At 59.5% G+C, this 17,905-nt stretch carries 12 protein-coding genes; 4 read left to right on the top strand and 8 right to left on the bottom strand.

What is annotated here, in order from left to right:
- Window positions 1–9: 9 nt before the first annotated feature.
- The 6 genes from HBO23_RS29955 to HBO23_RS29930 form a co-directional block, all read right to left on the bottom strand.
- Window positions 10–1,290 carry a type II and III secretion system protein family protein gene (locus HBO23_RS29955; protein ID WP_017137568.1) on the bottom strand — a complete coding sequence of 427 codons (1,281 nt, stop codon included), beginning with the start codon at window positions 1,288–1,290 and terminating at the stop codon, window positions 10–12.
- On the bottom strand, window positions 1,287–3,425 hold the full coding sequence (gene sctV / locus HBO23_RS29950; RefSeq protein WP_170040704.1) for a type III secretion system export apparatus subunit SctV: 2,139 nt from the start codon (window positions 3,423–3,425) through the stop codon (window positions 1,287–1,289). The genes HBO23_RS29955 and sctV overlap by 4 nt, the downstream gene beginning before the upstream one ends.
- Window positions 3,422–3,760: a type III secretion protein gene (locus tag HBO23_RS29945; RefSeq protein ID WP_170040717.1), complete on the bottom strand. Its 339-nt coding sequence runs from the start codon at window positions 3,758–3,760 to the stop codon at window positions 3,422–3,424. The genes sctV and HBO23_RS29945 overlap by 4 nt, the downstream gene beginning before the upstream one ends.
- Window positions 3,757–4,113, bottom strand: a complete 357-nt coding sequence (locus HBO23_RS29940; protein WP_138449208.1) for a hypothetical protein — start codon at window positions 4,111–4,113, stop codon at window positions 3,757–3,759. The genes HBO23_RS29945 and HBO23_RS29940 overlap by 4 nt, the downstream gene beginning before the upstream one ends.
- A gap of 172 nt (window positions 4,114–4,285) precedes the next feature.
- Window positions 4,286–5,170 (bottom strand): FHA domain-containing protein, encoded by an 885-nt coding sequence (locus HBO23_RS29935; RefSeq protein WP_170040703.1) that lies wholly within the window; start codon window positions 5,168–5,170, stop codon window positions 4,286–4,288.
- Between the two features lie 85 nt (window positions 5,171–5,255).
- Window positions 5,256–5,417, bottom strand: a complete 162-nt coding sequence (locus HBO23_RS29930; RefSeq protein WP_016969018.1) for a hypothetical protein — start codon at window positions 5,415–5,417, stop codon at window positions 5,256–5,258.
- Window positions 5,418–6,026: 609 nt separating this feature from the next.
- On the opposite strand from HBO23_RS29930, the gene HBO23_RS29925 reads away from it, so the two are divergent.
- A complete protein-coding gene (locus tag HBO23_RS29925; RefSeq protein WP_170040702.1) occupies window positions 6,027–9,242 on the top strand; it encodes a type III effector HrpK domain-containing protein in 3,216 nt (1,071 codons plus the stop codon).
- 71 nt (window positions 9,243–9,313) lie between these two features.
- Complete coding sequence (locus HBO23_RS29920) at window positions 9,314–9,724, top strand: winged helix-turn-helix domain-containing protein (RefSeq protein WP_138449202.1); 411 nt, start codon at window positions 9,314–9,316, stop codon at window positions 9,722–9,724.
- A gap of 163 nt (window positions 9,725–9,887) precedes the next feature.
- Here the strand turns inward: HBO23_RS29920 and HBO23_RS29915 are convergent, their stop codons facing one another.
- The gene (locus HBO23_RS29915; protein ID WP_017137561.1) at window positions 9,888–10,748 is read right to left on the bottom strand and encodes a Dyp-type peroxidase; all 861 of its coding nucleotides are present in this window, start codon (window positions 10,746–10,748) and stop codon (window positions 9,888–9,890) included.
- Window positions 10,749–11,143: 395 nt separating this feature from the next.
- On the opposite strand from HBO23_RS29915, the gene HBO23_RS29910 reads away from it, so the two are divergent.
- Window positions 11,144–12,760 carry an NADP-dependent glyceraldehyde-3-phosphate dehydrogenase gene (locus tag HBO23_RS29910; protein WP_138449200.1) on the top strand — a complete coding sequence of 539 codons (1,617 nt, stop codon included), beginning with the start codon at window positions 11,144–11,146 and terminating at the stop codon, window positions 12,758–12,760.
- Between the two features lie 163 nt (window positions 12,761–12,923).
- Window positions 12,924–13,985, top strand: a complete 1,062-nt coding sequence (locus HBO23_RS29905) for an FUSC family protein (protein ID WP_017137558.1) — start codon at window positions 12,924–12,926, stop codon at window positions 13,983–13,985.
- 63 nt (window positions 13,986–14,048) lie between these two features.
- Here the strand turns inward: HBO23_RS29905 and HBO23_RS29900 are convergent, their stop codons facing one another.
- A complete protein-coding gene (locus HBO23_RS29900) occupies window positions 14,049–17,741 on the bottom strand; it encodes a hypothetical protein (RefSeq protein WP_170040701.1) in 3,693 nt (1,230 codons plus the stop codon).
- Window positions 17,742–17,905: the final 164 nt, after the last annotated feature.

Below are 17,905 nucleotides of genomic sequence, written 5' to 3'. Positions count from 1 at the left end.
GCCCCTTAGTCAATTCATGTAGAAACCGAACGCCCCGCCGCTGCGCGGTCCGCTGGCTGCGGCGGTGGTCGGTAAGGCGTCCAGGGGCGTGGCCAGACCGCGACCGCGTACCGGCTCGACCAGGTACGGGGTAATCAGGATCACCAGTTCGGTTTCATTGCGTTGGAAGCGCTTGGAGCGAAACAGGTTGCCGAGGATCGGCAGGTCGCCCAGCAATGGCAGTTTTTCGATGTCCTGGCTGCTCTCGCGCTGGAACAACCCGGCGATGGCGAACGTCTGCCCGCTGCCGACTTCCACCCGCGTGTCGGCGCGGCGCACGCTGAAGGACGGCACATGGAAATTGCCGAAGTCCACAGTGCCGCCGCTGACCACGCTGCTGACTTCCGGGCGCACTTGCAGGGCGATACGCCCGTTAGGCAGCAAGGTCGGGTTGAACAACAACGACACACCGAAGGACTTGTATTCGATGCCCACCAGGTCGCGGTTGACCGGTACCGGGATCGCCACTTCGCCACCAGCGAGGAAGCTCGCGGTCTGGCCGGTCATGGCGGTGATATTCGGCTCGGCCAGGATCTGCAAGATGCCATTGGCTTGCAGCGCATCGAGCATGCCATCGATATTCACATTGCCGGAACCGGTGCCCGCCGTCGCCAAGCCACCGGCCGTCGCTGCCGCCAATGGGCCGCCCGTGATCAGGCCGAAGGAAAACGTGCCGTTATTGAACATCGCGTTCCAGTTAACGCCGTAGTGCAGCAACTCGGAACGCGACACTTCGGCAAAGCGCACCCGCAGGTTGACCTGGGCGGCACCGGCATATTCGGTGGTGTTGATCGCGCTCTGGAAACCTTGGCCCTGAGGGTTGAGCAGCGCGTTGAGGTCGGTGGCCTCGGCCACCGAACCGAGCGTGCCCTTGGCAATCAGGCGGTTGCCGGCGCCGCTGATCTGCGCACCGTTGCCGGGGTGCAGGGTCTGCATCGGCGTGGTCACCGCCTGGCTGTCACTGCTGACCGAAAGCGTCAGGCTGGCCAGTTGTTTGCCGTCGTTGCCCAGGGCTATCAGGCTGGTGTTGCCCGGCGCCTTGCCGAAGATATAGATAGTGCCGGGCGACACCACTTGCAGGTCGGCCACATTGGGTTCAGCCACCAGCACCGAATCCACCGGCGCCACGAAATGCAAAATGCGCCCTTCACCGGACGCCAGGTTGATCGAGCCGCCAGCACCTCGGGCAATGTCCTGGGCCTGACTGGCACACGCAATCAAAGCGAGTAACAACACACAAAAACGCATCATGAGGCAGACGCCAGGGGAGTGACAGAAGCCGCAGCGGGCGCGCGGCGATTGGAAATATCGGTGAGGCTGATGGTCACCAGCGCTTGCAGGTTGTACTCGGTGGCCAATTCGCGGAACGACAGCACCGCCAGTTCCAGCTCGCCGCGCAGTACCAGGCGACGCAAGCTGCGGCGCAGTTCCGGGTGCACCAGCAACACGGCGCTGTTGGCCTCACGGGTGTTCTCGCAAGCCTGACGCAGTTGCGCAAGCAAGGCGCGGCTGACGTCTTCGGGGATCAACTCGCGCTGCGGCTCCTGGCGACGCAAGGACGCACGAAGCTGGTCTTCCAGGCCCGGCGCCAGTACCAGTGCGCCGATCACCCGGTTGCGATCCGCATACTGATGACTGATCTGCCGCGCCAGCGCTGCACGCAAATGCTCAGCCAGGCGCCCGGCGTCAGTTTCACGCGCGCCCCACTCCACCATGGCTTCGAGCAAGGCGCGCTGGTTGCGGATCGACACGCCTTCGCCGACCAGCAAGCGCAGGGTTTCGGCCACGCGTTGCAGCGGCACCAGGCGCAGGGCCTCTTTGACCAGCTCGCCGTAAGTGGCTTCGGTGCGCTCGAGCAACAGACGGGTTTCCTGGATGCCGAGGAAGTCCGCGGCATAGCGGCGCAGGCTGCGTTCCAGCACACCGCGCAGCACTTCGTCAGGCAGCAAAAAGCCGATGCCGGCATTGCGCAAGGTGTCTTCGTGCTGACGCTCGATCCAGTGCGCAGGGCGGCCATTGAGCGGCGAATCGGCTTGTACGGTAGCGATATCGAGCAACTGCACATGCACCGGGTCGTCCTGCAACAGCAGGCAGTTGATCGGCAATTCGCCCTCGCTCACCGGCACGCCTTCCAAAGACACGCGAAAACTGCCCGGCGTGGCCTTGGCTTCCATGTAGATGCCTGGCACTGGTACGTCCACGCCAAGCTCGGTGCGAATGTCGTGACACAGCGCTTCGACACGCTGGCGCAGCATCTGGCGTGGCGCGCTTTGGGACAGGCCGCTGCCGAGGGTCAGCAGTACACGGGTGTCGGGCAGCAGGTTGTCATCCTGTTCGGCCGGCACCTCGACCACCGGCTCAGGTGCTTGCACCAACGCTTCAAGTTCACCCTGGGGCTGACGGGCCTGCCGGCGATACATCAAAAATGCCGCACTGCCAAAGGCTAAGGACAAACCGATAAATACCCAGGTCGGAAAACCCGGCAGCAGGCTTACGCCGATCATGATCAGCGCCGTCAGGCCCAGCGCACGGTAGCTGGCGCCCAGTTGCTTGATGATCTCGCTGCCCAGGTCGCCGGCCTCGCCGTCGCTGTTGACGCGCGTCACGACGGTGCCCGCCGCGACTGAAATCAACAGCGCCGGGATCTGGGCGATCAGGCCGTCACCCACGGTCAGCAGCGAATAGGTGTGCACCGCCACGCCGAACGGCATGTCGCGTTCGAGCATGCCGATCAGCATGCCGCCCAGCAGGTTGACCGCGAGGATCACCAGCCCTGCGATGGCGTCGCCTTTGACGAACTTCATCGCGCCGTCCATTGCGCCGAACATCTGGCTTTCCCGCTCCAGGCGCGAGCGCCGACGGCGGGCTTCGGCCTGGTCGATATCGCCATTGCGCAGGTCGTTGTCGATGCTCATCTGCTTGCCGGGCATGGCGTCCAGGGTAAAGCGCGCCGCCACTTCCGCGACGCGCTCGGCACCTTTGGTGATAACCACGAACTGCGCCACGGTGATGATCAGGAACACCACCATGCCGACCACCACTTGCCCGGCAATCACGAAGTCACCGAACGCCTTGACGATATGCCCGGCGTCACCGTGCAGCAGAATCAGGCGCGTGGTGGTGATCGACAGCGACAGGCGAAACAAGGTGCTGAGCAGAATCAGCGGCGGCAGCGCAGAGAACTCCACGGAGTGGCCGATGTAGAACGCTACGATCAGGATCAGGATGCTCAGGGCAATATTGAGGCCGATCAGCATGTCCACCAGGTAGGTGGGCAGCGGGATGATCATCATCACAATCGCCATCAGCATAAACGCGACGATGATCACGTCAGTGCGCTGCGCAGCCATGCGCGCCACATTGTTCAGACGATTGAGTACGCTCATGGGTTGGCCCTGCGTGCGGCTAAGTAGCGTTTGAAGCACTGGCGCGCTTCGTCCTTGCGCTCGCCGTACCACAGCGCACGCGCGCGCAGCAGCAACAGGCTGGCGGACTCACCTTCCAGCGCCACCAGGCGGTCGAGGGCGCCGAGTGCCCGCGTGGCATCGCCACTGTCGGTGAACGCCAGCACCAGCGCGCGCAACAGCACGCAGTCGTGGGGCGCGACACTGACGGCAATCAGCAACATCACCAGCGCGCGCTGGGACTGACCATTGCGCCGGTACAGCTCGCCAATGCCCTTGAGCAGTTGCACGGCGTCCTCGTTATCGCGGGCCATCAGGCATGCACCTGTGAGCGCTGCTGTTCGAGGTTGCGGCGCATCTCGATCTCTTCGCTGATCAGGTCATGGGCCAGGGCCTTGATCTCGGGCTCAGCGTCCAGGCTCGGCAGGATGTGTTCCATCACATGCTCCAACAGCTCCAGGGAACGCGCGCTGCCGAACAGCAGGGAGTCCACCCCGGCGGCGCTGGTGAGGGCTTCGAGGTCGCTGCGCAGCGAGCGGCGGGTTTGGGTCTTGCGGGTCTTGAGCACCGCTTCGAAGGCGGTGGCCTGGCGTGAATTGACCGGGTGAATCGCTTCGATAGGCGCGCTGCGCACATCACTGGGAATTAACGGGCGGGGTTCGACTTTCATGCCGGGGCCTGTTGATCGTTCTCACGCTCTGCGTGGGCATGCATCCTGTGACGCTCTGCGTCACCTTGCGCAGGGGTCACGCATTGCGCTGATTTCAGGACGCGGAGCGTCCGGGGCGGCATTACCACGCAGAGCGTGGGAACGATCATGTGTATACGTCCCATAGACCGACTCATAAGGTGAAGGTAAAGCGCTCATCGCCACGGGCGAGGATCACTTGGTTGTTCTCGATGCGTTCCAGCACCCAGTTGTCCGCCAGCGCAGCGCCGGGGTACAGGCGCTTGCCGCTGTCATTGATCACGTAGGGGTGGGCGCCGAACCACACGGCCTGGAAGCGCACGCGTGGGCTCGCGGCATCGGCACGCGCGGCAACGCGGGGGTTGAGCACGATCTGCTGGCCGTAGCGCTGGTCGAAGGCTTGTTGCAGGGCCAGCCATTGAGGCTTTTGTGACTGTTCTAAACTGCCCTCGGCGCTGAGCTGGCCGTTGCTGTTGGTGACGCTCACTGCATCCAGGCGGGCGGCTTGCAACTGTTGCTCCAGCCAGGCTTTGGCCTGTTCACGAGACGGCTGTTTAATCGCCGGCACATCGACCACTGCCGCCGCCTGCGCCAACGGCGGGTCACTTCGAAAGGCCAGTGCCCCTGCACAGATAAACAGCAGGCCGAGCGCGACAATCCAAGGCGTTAATCTGCGCGGAGCGCGGGAGGGTTGTTCTGCCTCTTCAGGCAGCGCCAGGCTCACACCGGCGGTGCCGATGCGCAGTTGCAAAGGCAGTCGCGCGCGATGGCCATTGCCCCGGGGAATTCGCACAGTGCCGGCGACCAGCACCTCACCGCCCAAGGCTTCGACCGCCACATGGCCGCCCTCAAAACGCAGGCGCAGGTGCAGGCCGGCGATACCGGGGTCGCTGAGCACAAGGTCGGCCGCGAGGTCCGCGCCGATGGTGTAGACAGGCTGATCAAGCACCAGGGAACTGCCCTGGTGCAAACCGGCGGTCACAGTGAGGGTCGGTGCGCCAGTCGCAGCCACCGGCCCCAAAGAAATCAAGGCTGTCATGTGTGGGTTTGCCCCCTTGAAAATGTGCAACGGGGTCAAGAATCAGCAGGTAAACGGGCAGCGCCAGCGCCGCCCGTTTGGCAAATCAGTTCTGCGGACGCTGTTTGGTGGCGTCGAGCTCAGCTTTTTTCGCGGTGCTGATTTCGGTGATCTTGGCCGACTTCTCGATAGCCATGTTGAAGGTCGCTTCCATCTTCGCGATAGCGTCGTCGGCGCCGCCGGCTTTTACTGGTGGGACATCAGCCATGTTCATCTCCTTGCATCGATAGGGAAGTTATTCAGTTGCGCAACAGCAAGCTGAAAGTATGCAAACCCGGTAAATGCCCAATACGTCAGACAGTGAGCGTTTGAACCGTCGTTGGTTTGCATGGGGGCCATACTACTCACGATCAAAACGCCTTCGCTGTGAAAGCTTGTGAAACGTTTCGGCTACAGGGTGTGAATTGTTTGGCTCAACCCGGCGTTGAAAAAAACTCATGCCGGTTCGCCCGCGGAACTTTTAGCGAAACGTTCAAACAAGGCCAAAGCCCCTTATTACGCGGCGTTGCACGCACACCCCGACATTCTCTTGAACAATAGCCGGCAGGTTTACAGCGTAAAAACGCGCAGTCCGTCACGACGTCGACGTCTTTTTTGTATCGACTTCACATTTTTCGCTAATAGCCTTTTGCCCAACTTCGCAGATATTTCCATTTGTAACAAAAGCGACTTACTCATCGCGTTTCATAGCTCGGCGCGAGCGACCTTAATGCTCGCGGGCAACTAATTTCCTGCGCCTGATTAGTACAGATGCACTAATAGCTAAATAGTCAGTGTGCAGGCCCTGATATATGAAACAACTTCCAGGTGAGCATGTATGCCAGCGATCCCAAGTAGTCGTGACCCTGCGCAAACACCGGGCACAGACGGCTCGCAGAAAAAATTCGAAACCGCGTTGTACACCGCCGTCAACCAGCCGACCTTCGACCCGTCGAAGATCCGTGGCCCGTCGATCCCACTGCCCTATCAAAACGTTCAGGCGCCGGTGAACAACAGCATCACCTACACACCGTTGGGCAGCGACAAGCCAGTCACTCTCAAGCAGAGCGACAACCCGCGTCTCTACGAAACACTGGTCAACCAGTACAACACCCAACAGAACGATGCGAGCTTCGAAAAAAACCTCAGTGACAGTAAAGCGGCCGGCTACACCCAGGCCGATGCGAGCACCGTGGCGCCGGGGCTGGGCAACTACACGGCCATCGGCAGCCCGACTGAACTCGGCCCCGGGCTGATCCGCTATGAGACCGCCTCGGGTGACAAGGTGGTGGTCAGCCAGAAAGACACGCCGCAGCTGTTCGATCAGGTCAGCGGCGACTTCACCAAGCTGTCGGCAATCAATGCCAGCGGCGCCGAAGGCTATCGCCTGGCCGGTGCCGACGAGAGCATCGACCCAGCCACCCATATCGGCCCGCCCGAGGAAGTCGGGCCAGGGTTGATCCGCTACCAGACCGCGTCCGGCGACAAAGTGATCGTGTCCCAGGACATCACCCCTGGCCTGTACGACCAAGTCGCCAAGCTTTACGCCGGCACTACTGGAGCGGCAGGCGCCTGCGATACTTCGTGGGTCGACAACTCGTCGTTCGGCGTGTCCGGCGCCAAGGACTGGAACAGCATCACTGGCAACACCAGCACGACACCGACCAAAGAAGAACTCGACCTGAACCGCCCGCGCGCCGCCGCACAATTGCTCTCGCAGAACTGGGACGCCTGGGGCCTGCACGGCGCGCCGATCGACTTTGCCAACCCGCCGACCACCTTGCCGCCCCAGGCTCAGGCCGTGCTCAAGTACGTGGCCAGCAGCCCGAACCTGATGGCTGCGCTGGACAGCGGTGGTCGCGGCAAAGCTGACAATGTGATTACCCATTCCGACGTTGACCATTTCATCAGCAACACCAACAGCGATATCGGCGCGGCGGCGAAGTCCTATGGCAGCTTTATGGGCAGCCACCCAGGCGACTTGGCCAAGGCCAACGCCAAGTCCGCCGCCATCGTGATGGCCAACGAAAGCCTGGTCGCCAGTTCCGGCACTGCCATGCGTCCAGGTGATAACCAGCGCAGCAACGACGGCATGATCCGCCCCGATAACCTGCAAGCCCTGGGCAGTGATTCGGCCTTGAGCAACGAGCTGACCGGCGCTGCAGCAATGTGGTCGCGCCCCGGTCTGTTCCACGCCCTGGAAACCGGCGGTGACAACCCCGCCACCAGCAAACCCGACAACATCGGCACCCGCGACAACATCGGCGCATGGCTGGAGAAACAGGCGCCGAAAAACGACAGTGACACCCTGACCTTCCTCGACGGCGCCGCCACCCGCGATGCCGTCGCCGGTGTGGACACCTCCAAGCTCACCGCCGATATCCTTGCCAACCCGCAGAACTACACCGGCGAACAAAAAGCCGCCGTGATGGTGCAACTGACCGATGCACAAACCCGCCTGCTGGTCAGCGACTACGTCGGCAACGCAGGCTTGATGGACAAGTACACCTCGCCCAACTGGGGCCTGAACCCCAACGAAGACAAGATCAAGGCGCAGCTGCAAAGCGGCATCGAGACCCTGTCGGCAGACCCGGATGTGCAAAGCTTCCTGCAGAACAATCGCGGCCCCGCGCTCAGGGATATCGTTAGCAGCGACCCGAGCATGAAGGTCGCGATGCAGAACTACTTTGAAGGTGGCATCGAGTCGGGCAAAAACCTCAACGACAACCTCAATGCCAAGGACCAGAACGGCAAACAGATCGACATGGGCATGGGCCTGCAAAACGCCGCCAACGACGCGACGATCGCCAACCTCGCACTGGGGGGCAACGGCCATGTGGACCTGACCAAGGTGGCGGCCAACGCCGGGCAAAGTGACGCGATCCTCAGCTACTACAAGAACCAGCTGGTGACCGGCAAAGCCTTCACCGATGCGGTAGCCGGTGGCCTGGACCCGACCGTAGCGGCCAGCAGTTTCGCCGCCAGCACCGCGTCGGCCCAGGCCTTTCTGGGTGACAAGGCCACGGCGGATGACGCGGCGACCTTGCAGGTCAACTTCAACGAAAACCTCGGCGATGCGTTGCTCGGCGGTGCGACCACCGACACGTTGAACGTCACGCTCGGCGATGGCAACGGCAACTTCGACGACGCCAAAGTCACCGCTGCGATCAACGACGCGCAGCAAAAAGACCCCGCGATGTTCACCACCTCCGACGGCGGCAAGATCGACCCGGCACAGGTGGTGTCGATGCTGCGGTCGGTATGGGACATCGGCCGTCAGGGCAACAAGATTGCCGATGCCTTGCCCAAGGCTATCGAAGGTATGAAATTCGGGGATGTCAGCCCGGCGTTCAAGCAAGGCCTGCTGCACATTGGCAGCGCGGTGTTGATGAGCGGCGTGCTGATGGCGCGTTCGGCCAGCGGCAGCACCACCCCGGTGGCGGATGCCAACCGCGTATCGGCGGGCCTGCAATTTGCCGGGTTGCTGCTCGAAGGCGGGACCAAATACGCCAAGGAAGCCGGCTATGGCGTCACCTGGGTCAACCGCCCGGACGGCGGCACCATTGGCGATTTCCCCGGCAAAGTGCCGGTGGGCAAAGGCCCGCTGTCGGCGCAACAGATCGCCAATATCGGCGCGGCGGGCAAGATCATTGGTTCGGCCGGCGGCATTATCGGCGGCGTGATCGGGATTATCGGCGGCGTCGACTCCTTGAAAAAAGGCGACTACCTCACCGGCAGTTTCTCGGTGGCCACCGGTGTGCTCGGCACAGGTGCGGCCGTCGCCGGCCTGGTGGAAGCCGGTGCCGGTTTGTATGGCGCCACCGAAATCGGTGCAGTGGCCGGCACCATCAGCGGCATCCTTGGCGGCGCCACGGCGATTCTCGGGGGTATCGGCAGCGCGTTCCTGCCGTTCGCCCTGGCCGATGCCCATGGCAAGGCGCAAGACGCCTTCTACGGGCAACTGACACCTGTGCTGCAGCAATACGGCCTCACCGGTGGCCCGACGATGGATGGCGATTATCCGGCTGACCCGATCCCGGCGATCAACACCTGACTCTCCCTGGCAACCCGGCGTAAAAAGGAGCCGCGTCGGGCTGCAATGTCCACGCACAAAGGTTAACTGACATGACGTACTCGACTCGCAGCCACCTCACCGATGACGCCTCTTTCGGCATTCACTTCGGCCCGTTCCAACTGCTGCCCCACCGTTATCTGCTGCTCAAGCATGGGCAACCCGTGAACCTGGGCAACCGCGCCCTGACCTTGCTGATCGCCCTCGCCTCCCGGCCTGGTGAATTGCTGCATAAACACCAATTGCTCGACATCGCCTGGCCCAGGCTGGTGGTGGAGGAATGCAACCTGCGCACACAGATCAAGACCCTGCGCCGCGCGCTGGGCGACGATGACTCGTTCTACATCGCCACCGCAGCGGGCCTGGGTTATCGGTTCGTCGCGCCCACCTGGTTGGAACCCGAGCCGGTGCAGGTGATGAAGCCGTCGGTGGATGGTGACGATAAGCGCCAGTGGGTGGCGTGATCTACGCCCCCACACAATCAAACTGTGGGAGCTGGCTTGTGTGGCGAGGGAGCTTGCTCCCGCTGGGGTGCGAAGCGCCCCCAGGATAGCTGCGACTGCTGCGCAGTCGAACGGGAGCAAGCGCCCTCGCCACAGCCCCCCACACTGTTTCAGATCTGGGGGGTCAGACGAGTGCGCTCACGTCCAAATGCCCATCCTTCACCGGTGGGCACCAGTAGTAGCCACCGGTCAGCGGCGTACTGATCCGATACAACCCATCCACAATCCCGTCTTCCAACCCGCTCATGCGCCGCAGTTGCGCTTCAAACGCATCGAAGGAATGCCCAAACGCCAGGAACATCAACCCCGCCTGGCCGTTCTCGGCCCACGGCATCGAGCGGCGCACCACAAAGGCTTGCGGGGTAAAACTTTCCTGGGCGGTACGCTTGGTGTGAGCGGATTCGGGGGCGTCGTCCAGCTCTTCGTTATCGCCATGGCGGCGGCCGATGATGTGGTCACGCTCCTGGGCGGGCAACGCGGCAAAACCATCGAGGTCGTGTTGCCATTGCTGGATCGCGGCAAAGCTGGCGCCGCTGTCGGTCAGGGCGGCTTCGACGGCGGCGGCGGCGTGGGGGTTTTCGGTGCCGTCTTCGTAATCGGTCAGATCGAAGCCGGTCTTGTAGCGGAAGCCTTCGGTCATCTGCACCAGCCGGAATGCCGGAGCCAGGGCCTTTTCAAATGCGCGACTGCGCAGCAGCAGTTCACCGCGATCCACACCGTGCAGCCACACCCACAACGCCTGCTGGGTGGACGGGTTATGGGCGCCTGGGCCAGTAACGGCGGGGAATGCGCGCAGCCCTTCAATATGCGCGCCGAGCGAAGTTACCAGCGGCTCGCCAACACCGACCACTGCGCCCGCGTCCGCCAACTGCACCAGCGCGTCTAACGCGGCGGGTACGGCTGCCAGTGCATCAACGGCAAAAAACAGATGGCGTGCCTGCAACGGCACCGGTGCGGCAAGAATGCCCGGCTGGTAGTGACTCATGTGAACTCCTTCTGAAAAGCCGCGCAGTTTAACCGGCCAGCGCGGGCTTTTGCTCAAGGTTTTCCAGATCACGCGGTTCCAGGCCCAATTGCGCCTTGAACTGCGCCCCAGCCTTTGGGCGTGACCCGCACCGCACGCGAATCCCTGGCGCTGATCAATCAGGCGTGCGCCACGGCCTGCTGTATGGCCTGCTGTTTGTACTCAGCCTGTATTTCTGGGCGTCTCGCCGCTGCGCACCGGCGTGGCGTTCCTGCCACTGACGGTGTTGGTGAGCATCGGCAGCCTGACGGCCGGCGAGTGCGTGCGCGCCTTCGTAACGCGTCTGGCGCTTGCCACACAGCCCTTGGATGGGTGACTCTCTAGTCATGTTTTGCAACTATTCCAGGGGTAGCGATATGACCACCAGTAACCTGCTCGCCCAGCTGTTTCCCACCGCCGCCAGCGAAATTCCCGAGCAATTCCGCCTGGCCGCGCCCATCGAACAGCGTGATTACCTGGTCGACGGCCAGTTGCAGGTGTGGAACGGCCCGCTGGCCAAGGTGCAAAGCCCGGTGCAACTGGGCGATGAGCGCGTACACATCGGCAGCACGCCGCTGCTGGATGCCGACACCGCCCTCACCGCCCTGGACGCCGCCGTGCGCGCCTATGACCGCGGCCAGGGTGAATGGCCGACGATGCGCGTGGCCGAACGTATCCAGCATGTCGAAGCCTTTTTACGACGCATGCGCGAACAGCGCGACGCGGTGGTCAAGCTGCTGATGTGGGAGATCGGCAAGAACCTCAAGGACTCGCAGAAAGAATTCGACCGTACCTGCGACTACATCACCGACACCATCAACGCCCTCAAGGAACTCGATCGCCGCAGCAGCCGCTTTGAGCTGGAACAGGACACCCTCGGCCAGATCCGCCGCGTGCCACTGGGCGTGGCGCTGTGCATGGGGCCTTACAACTACCCGCTCAACGAGACCTTCACCACGCTGATCCCCGCGTTGATCATGGGCAACACTGTGGTGTTCAAGCCGGCCAAGCTCGGCGTGCTGTTGATTCGCCCGCTGCTGGAGGCGTTCCGCGACAGCTTCCCGGCCGGCGTGATCAACGTGATCTACGGCAGCGGCCGCGAAACCGTCAGCGCGCTGATGGCCAGCGGCAAAATCGATATCTTTGCGTTTATCGGCACCAACAAGGCCGCCAGCGACCTGAAAAAACTGCATCCAAAGCCACACCGCCTGCGCGCAGCCTTGGGCCTGGACGCAAAAAACCCCGGCATCGTGCTGCCCGAGGTCGACCTGGACAATGCCGTGAGCGAAGCGGTCACTGGCTCCCTGTCGTTCAACGGCCAACGCTGCACTGCGCTGAAGATCCTGTTTGTACACGAAGCGGTAGTCGACAGCTTCATCCAGAAATTCAACAGCAAACTGGCGACGCTCAAACCCGGTATGCCCTGGGAAGACGGCGTATCGCTGACGCCGTTGCCGGAAGTCGGCAAGGTCGATTACCTCAACGCGTTGGTGGCCGACGCCGCGCAGCACGGCGCCAAGGTGGTGAACCCCAATGGCGGCGAAAGTCGCGGTTCGTTCTTCTACCCCGCCGTTTTGTACCCGGTGAACCCGCAAATGCGCGTTTACAACGAGGAACAGTTCGGCCCGGTTGTACCGATCGTGCCGTACCGTGACCTGGAGACCGTGATCGAATACGTACTGGACTCGGACTTCGGCCAACAGTTGAGCATCTTCGGCACCAACGCCGTGGAAGTCGGGCGGCTGGTGGACACCTTTGCCAACCAGGTCGGGCGTATCAACATCAACGCCCAGTGCCAGCGCGGGCCGGACACCTTCCCGTTCAACGGGCGCAAGAACTCGGCCGAGGGCACGCTGTCGGTGCATGACGCGCTGCGCGTGTTCTCGATCCGCACGTTGGTGGCGACCAAGTTCCAGGAGAGCAACAAGGCGTTGGTCAGCGATATTTTGCGTAATCGAGATTCGAGTTTCTTGACCACGGATTACATTTTCTGAAGACAGCGCCGCTCCCTGTATAAACAGGTCAGAGTGGGAGCTGGCTTGCCTGCGATAGCATCACTGCGGTCTGACTGAAAGACCGAAGTGCCTGCATCGCGGGCAAGCCCGGCTCCCACACGCGATCCGGTCCACCCTGCATAATGAGGCCACTTTAATACCGATGAACCTGCCCTTCTTCGCCCGGCGCCTGCTGCGCCCTTTGCTCGACCCCTACCGCCGCTATCGCCACGCCAAGCTGATCCACGCCGTGCGCGTGTCCATCGGCCTGCTGGCGACCATCCTGCTCACCACCGGCATCAACCTGCCCCACGGCGAGTGGGCCTCGGTGACCATGCTGATCGTGATCGGCGGCTTGCAGCACCACGGCAATATCGGCAAAAAAGCCGTGGAGCGCGCCTACGGCACCCTGATCGGTGCCAGCGTCGGCCTGCTGCTGGTGGTGCAACAGGCCTATTTCGGCATACCGCTGCTGACCTATCTGCTGATGTCGGTGGTGTGCGGGTTCTTTTCCTATCACGCCATCGGCAAGGGCGGTTACATCGCGCTGCTGTCGGCGATTACGGTGTTTATCGTCGCCGGCCACGGCGACAACCCGATCTCGGATGGCTTGTGGCGCACCGTCGATATCCTTATCGGCATCGTGTTGGCACTGGCGTTTTCCTTTGCCCTGCCGCTGTACGCGGTGTATTCGTGGCGCTACAACATGGCCAGCGCACTGCGCGACTGTGCAGCGATTTACAGCCGCATCATCAACGGCCAGTCAGTCACTGACGATGAACACTTCAAGCTGCTCAACCGCCTGAATGCCGCCATACTGCAACTGCGCTCGCTGATGCCTTCGGTGTCCAAGGAAGTGCGTATCTCGATGACCGAGCTGGACATGATTCAACGGCACCTGCGCATGTGCATCAGTACCCTGGAGATTCTTGGCAACACCCGGCCGGACCCGCGTGATGAGCAGGCAATGGCGCGGATGCAAGTGATGTTAAAGGCCGAGCACCGGCAGATTCGCGTGCAATTGGTGGGGATGGCGCGCGCACTGAAATCCGGGTTTACCGAGCGCCTGGAGCGGCCTGCGGTGCACGCAGCGGATGAAGCTGGGTTGGATGCACCGGTGCAAAGTGCATTGGATGGGTATCGGTTGTTGACGTTGCAACTGGTCGGCAATGTGGAGGCGATGCGGCAATTGCTGGCGAAGACGGCAAGTCATTGGAAGATTTGAGTGGTGCAAAAAGGGACAGCCTACGGTTAGGTAGAGCTGTCCCGATTGTTCAGCGAGGCAGGATCATGTCAGGCGAGAAATGTAGGCCGAGTGAACGATGAAATCGTTACCCCAGCCACTATTTTGGTGATTTTGAAGAGCAACAGCCTTTGCTCCATTCGTCGAAACTGCGAAGTCAACGGAAAGCGTGTACCACGTATTTTTTGGCGGCGCTACCGAACTGGAATACTGTACACCGCCGACCATTATCGCGAGAACCGGATCCACATTTATTCCTCCCGACGGAGAAAAATTGAATACATAGAATGAAGCCCGGTATCTGTGGCCAACATTAAAATTAGAATATGCGGCTACTACGACACCTGCATAATTCGACCTGTCGGCATGAGTCCATATATTCAGGCCAGACCCTGTGAACGTATGTCGATCTGCGTTAACGCCTGGCGACCAAGGACCGAGCCCGTACATAAAACTAGTCGTCAACGCCGCAAACGAATCAGACTTAGTGTACCGCACTAACGAAAACACAAATGCTCGGAACTTCTCTATGCCGCCGTCGTAGGCAATCCTAACCTCCACATCAAAGGCCGTATTATTAGCCCACGCAGTCAACACACCACGCACTACCGGCTGATTTAACAAGCCGCCGGCAACTTCAGCCTCAGTAATTTCATGAGCCGACACCACCTCCACCGACTTGCCACCGCCAATAAAGGTTACCCATATCAGTTGCCCCGCCTTGCACAAAGGCATCTTGGCTATGTCGAATCGCGCATTACCGACGAATGTATTCAAATCAATTACCGTCCCACCAGCCTGATTATTAACCATTGCCTTCGGAAGACTGGCTGCTGGAATCGTACCGACGGCTACCGTTTGAACCGTCGACAGAGTGATCTTATCACCACGCTTGACCGAGTACATCAATTGCACCCTACTGTTGACACTATTGTGCACTGCTTGCTGCTTCGTAAAGTCAGCTATTACTGAGCCACTTGCCTGACCTTTAATTTTCTCTTCGAATACCAACCCATTCTCCAGTATCCATTTGCACACGATCTCATCGGTGACGAGCATACCTTTATACGCAACTTTAACGTTGGTAGTTTTTTCAATAGCCAACGGATCAACCGTTGTCTCTTGTGCAATAGTGGCAGCACCAACAAGCGTGGGAAAGGCCAGCTCGGCAGGGAGCTGTTGGATGATATAGGACGTCTCGCCGAAAAATGTCGCTGTTTGCAGAAGAGGAATACCTGGAAAGCTCGACCAGAATTTGATATCCAATACGGAGCCATCCTCAAGCTGAAGTATTTCATCAATCGGCAGGGGCGCGAAAATTCCTTTGCCAAGGTCACTCTCGGTTATCAAATTGGCGACATAAAACTGCCTGTGATATTTATCCCCATTACTATCGACACCCGAGAGATCCAGCCACACAGGCTGACCTGCAAACATGAACGGCCAAGGTGGCGCAATATCGACGCTCGCGCCACCAATGAGTTGATAAAGCGGCAAGACCGTCGTGTCCGCATAACCACGAATGATTGGCTTGGGCAGATTTTGTACGGGCAACAACCGTAGACGCAAGGTCTCAAACATGTATCTGAATGGCCCACGTGCAACCGTACAGTTCATGACTATATTATTGCCATCGTTGCGCAAGCCCCTCGTAATCACCTCAATGGGAACGTGCGATTTGAAAACGGTGTTCTTAGGATTAACTGCCACCACTTCCTTGTGCTGCATGATGCCAAACTCTCCCTCCAGGGTAAAAGTGACGGTGTCGCCTTTGATCGGTTTAAAATACGTCATCTCCAAATTCCCTCCCTTGATGAGAGCCCTTGGAAATATCGTGTCGTCGGTCGCACTGGCCTCCACCAGTTTAAACGTCTGGAGCTCCACCGGTTCGCCAATACTGATTCTGAGCACCGCCGAACGTCGGATGATAGGTGGCGAACCTGGGGTTACCACGCTATAGGAGATATCCACGGCACCGTTGAGATTCGCTGCAAATAGGTCGTATGGAATAGGCGTCGCCAGTTCCAGCAAGGCGGCACCTTCAATCGCTTTGTTAATAGTAATAATGCCTTGCGACGAACTCCTTGGAGACCCGCCTATTATATTATAGTGCAACTCATCATGCTCAACCGTATCCGCACAAGGGAAAAACACATCCACGTCATAACCACTTAAATCATTCAGGTCCAAGTTAAAGTTCGTATAATTTTCTTTAACCTCTTGAATATAGGCAGCCGGTAGATCTCCACCCCCCTCGCCAATCTCAGCTTCCACTATTTCTGAACGGCGAGGTGGTTTTCCTGACCCAGCGTTAACTTCGTAGAAAACTTCAAAGACGCCTTTATTTTCAAATACTTTTAGATCTTTTTTAGGCAAAAGGCGTTTACCACCCTCCGGCCCGGCCAATTGACTGTAAGTCACAACTTGCGCACCGTTATGGTCGCCTTTTGTACGTAAATAGATGGTCTCACGGCTGGAAGACGCATAGGGTGAGTAAATAGGCATTTCAGACTCAACATCTCTGTCGCGCGGAATCAGTCCGGCCTGATACGGGTCCAGCTTGAGTCGCGGCATCCGTGTCGGTGTCCCGATCACATCAATCGAATAGCTACGCGAAAATTCTATCTTTGTACCGTTATAACTATGTAACTCCCACGACAGACGGAACCGGCCACGTCCGATATCATTGAAAAAGGCACTACTAAGAGGGATCGACTCTGACTGTACGTTCCTGTCAGTTATCGCCGGCAAACGTAAGGTATAGGTAGTTTTGTCCGCCCGTTCAACATCCAAAACCAAAATGATCTTGTTTCGTGTAGTGGATGTCGTTGTTCTGCGGGGTGGAGCGATTAACACCAGGTATTGAGCGGCGCCTTGCGTATCGAGGTCGACGGTGGAAACCTCCTCGGACAGTTCATCGCCCGTCAACGTCAAGATGGGCATATTGAGCAAAGTGCTTTTGAGCTCATTACGCAGTGGATAGGGTTTGGAAAGCGTGTATTTGCCCTCCGGCTCATTCCCCACCACGTCTCTGACCCCCATGCGAACGTAGAAAGTCCCATCTTTAGTGACGCTTCTAAAAACTTTACCGGGGATATCCACACTGTATCGTTTATTTCCTGAGGCCTGCTCCGGCGTCACAATGTGTTCATGAACATGTCCGTCAACGTAGATGAAGTTTCTGTCATTCTTGCGAATGTTCGGATACGGTTGAATCCAGACTCGAATATATCTTGGCTTGTCCGGAGCTTCATCGTCCACAAGATCAGGGGTGATAGCTGATCCTTCCGGCAGGTTGTCAAACCACATTAACAAAGCGCTATGCCAAGGCTCTTGGTCATTGGGGTCGCGCCCACCCGGAATACTCTGTTTGCACAGAATCTTTTTAATAACTGAACGGCTCTCATTATTTGAAGCAATTCGTAAGACCCGACCGTAGTACTCATGGGTTCCGTCTTCGAGTTGGTCTGCGTCGAAAGACACAAAGTATCGATCTGCCAGAGTAAAGTGGTTACCTGAGGCTATAGGTCGGGTGAGGTCTTTAATACGCAGGCCGGTGTAGTCACCCGGCCCCCACTGAGTCCAAGGCTCGAAAGCCCAATAGGACTTGGGCATCAAAGCACTACGGCCCAGACCTATTGGGGCGTCCTCATATTTCTCTTTGCTCAGGTCTACGGGGGGGTACGCCGGATATGGACCAGGATCGAGTTCGTCAAAGTTATCTGGAGGGGTAGACATAACTATCACCTTGCTGGGTCAGGGCCGCGCAGGAATGGCGCGACGAGCAAGGTAAATAAGGCGCTTGGAGCAATCGGCAAATCTACTGTCAGAACTGACAGTAGCGACGAGTGGCTGGTGCGTAGGTAAAATCCGACAGACCACGCGACCAGCGTAAATCTGTC

Origin of the sequence: Pseudomonas sp. WS 5532 (assembly GCF_012985445.1) — a bacterium.
In the GTDB taxonomy this organism is placed as follows: Bacteria; Pseudomonadota; Gammaproteobacteria; order Pseudomonadales; family Pseudomonadaceae; genus Aquipseudomonas; species Aquipseudomonas edaphica.
This window is presented reverse-complemented; position numbering and strand designations above follow the sequence as displayed.

Coding starts and splice junctions, on each gene's coding strand:
- HBO23_RS29925 (WP_170040702.1), top strand. CDS start 6,027: ATGCCAGCGATCCCAAGTAGTCGTGACCCTGCGCAAACACCGGGCACA.
- HBO23_RS29930 (WP_016969018.1), bottom strand. CDS start 5,417: ATGGCTGATGTCCCACCAGTAAAAGCCGGCGGCGCCGACGACGCTATC.
- HBO23_RS29900 (WP_170040701.1), bottom strand. CDS start 17,741: ATGTCTACCCCTCCAGATAACTTTGACGAACTCGATCCTGGTCCATAT.
- HBO23_RS29910 (WP_138449200.1), top strand. CDS start 11,144: ATGACCACCAGTAACCTGCTCGCCCAGCTGTTTCCCACCGCCGCCAGC.
- HBO23_RS29940 (WP_138449208.1), bottom strand. CDS start 4,113: ATGAAAGTCGAACCCCGCCCGTTAATTCCCAGTGATGTGCGCAGCGCG.
- HBO23_RS29935 (WP_170040703.1), bottom strand. CDS start 5,170: ATGACAGCCTTGATTTCTTTGGGGCCGGTGGCTGCGACTGGCGCACCG.
- sctV (WP_170040704.1), bottom strand. CDS start 3,425: ATGAGCGTACTCAATCGTCTGAACAATGTGGCGCGCATGGCTGCGCAG.
- HBO23_RS29905 (WP_017137558.1), top strand. CDS start 12,924: ATGAACCTGCCCTTCTTCGCCCGGCGCCTGCTGCGCCCTTTGCTCGAC.
- HBO23_RS29915 (WP_017137561.1), bottom strand. CDS start 10,748: ATGAGTCACTACCAGCCGGGCATTCTTGCCGCACCGGTGCCGTTGCAG.
- HBO23_RS29920 (WP_138449202.1), top strand. CDS start 9,314: ATGACGTACTCGACTCGCAGCCACCTCACCGATGACGCCTCTTTCGGC.
- HBO23_RS29955 (WP_017137568.1), bottom strand. CDS start 1,290: ATGATGCGTTTTTGTGTGTTGTTACTCGCTTTGATTGCGTGTGCCAGT.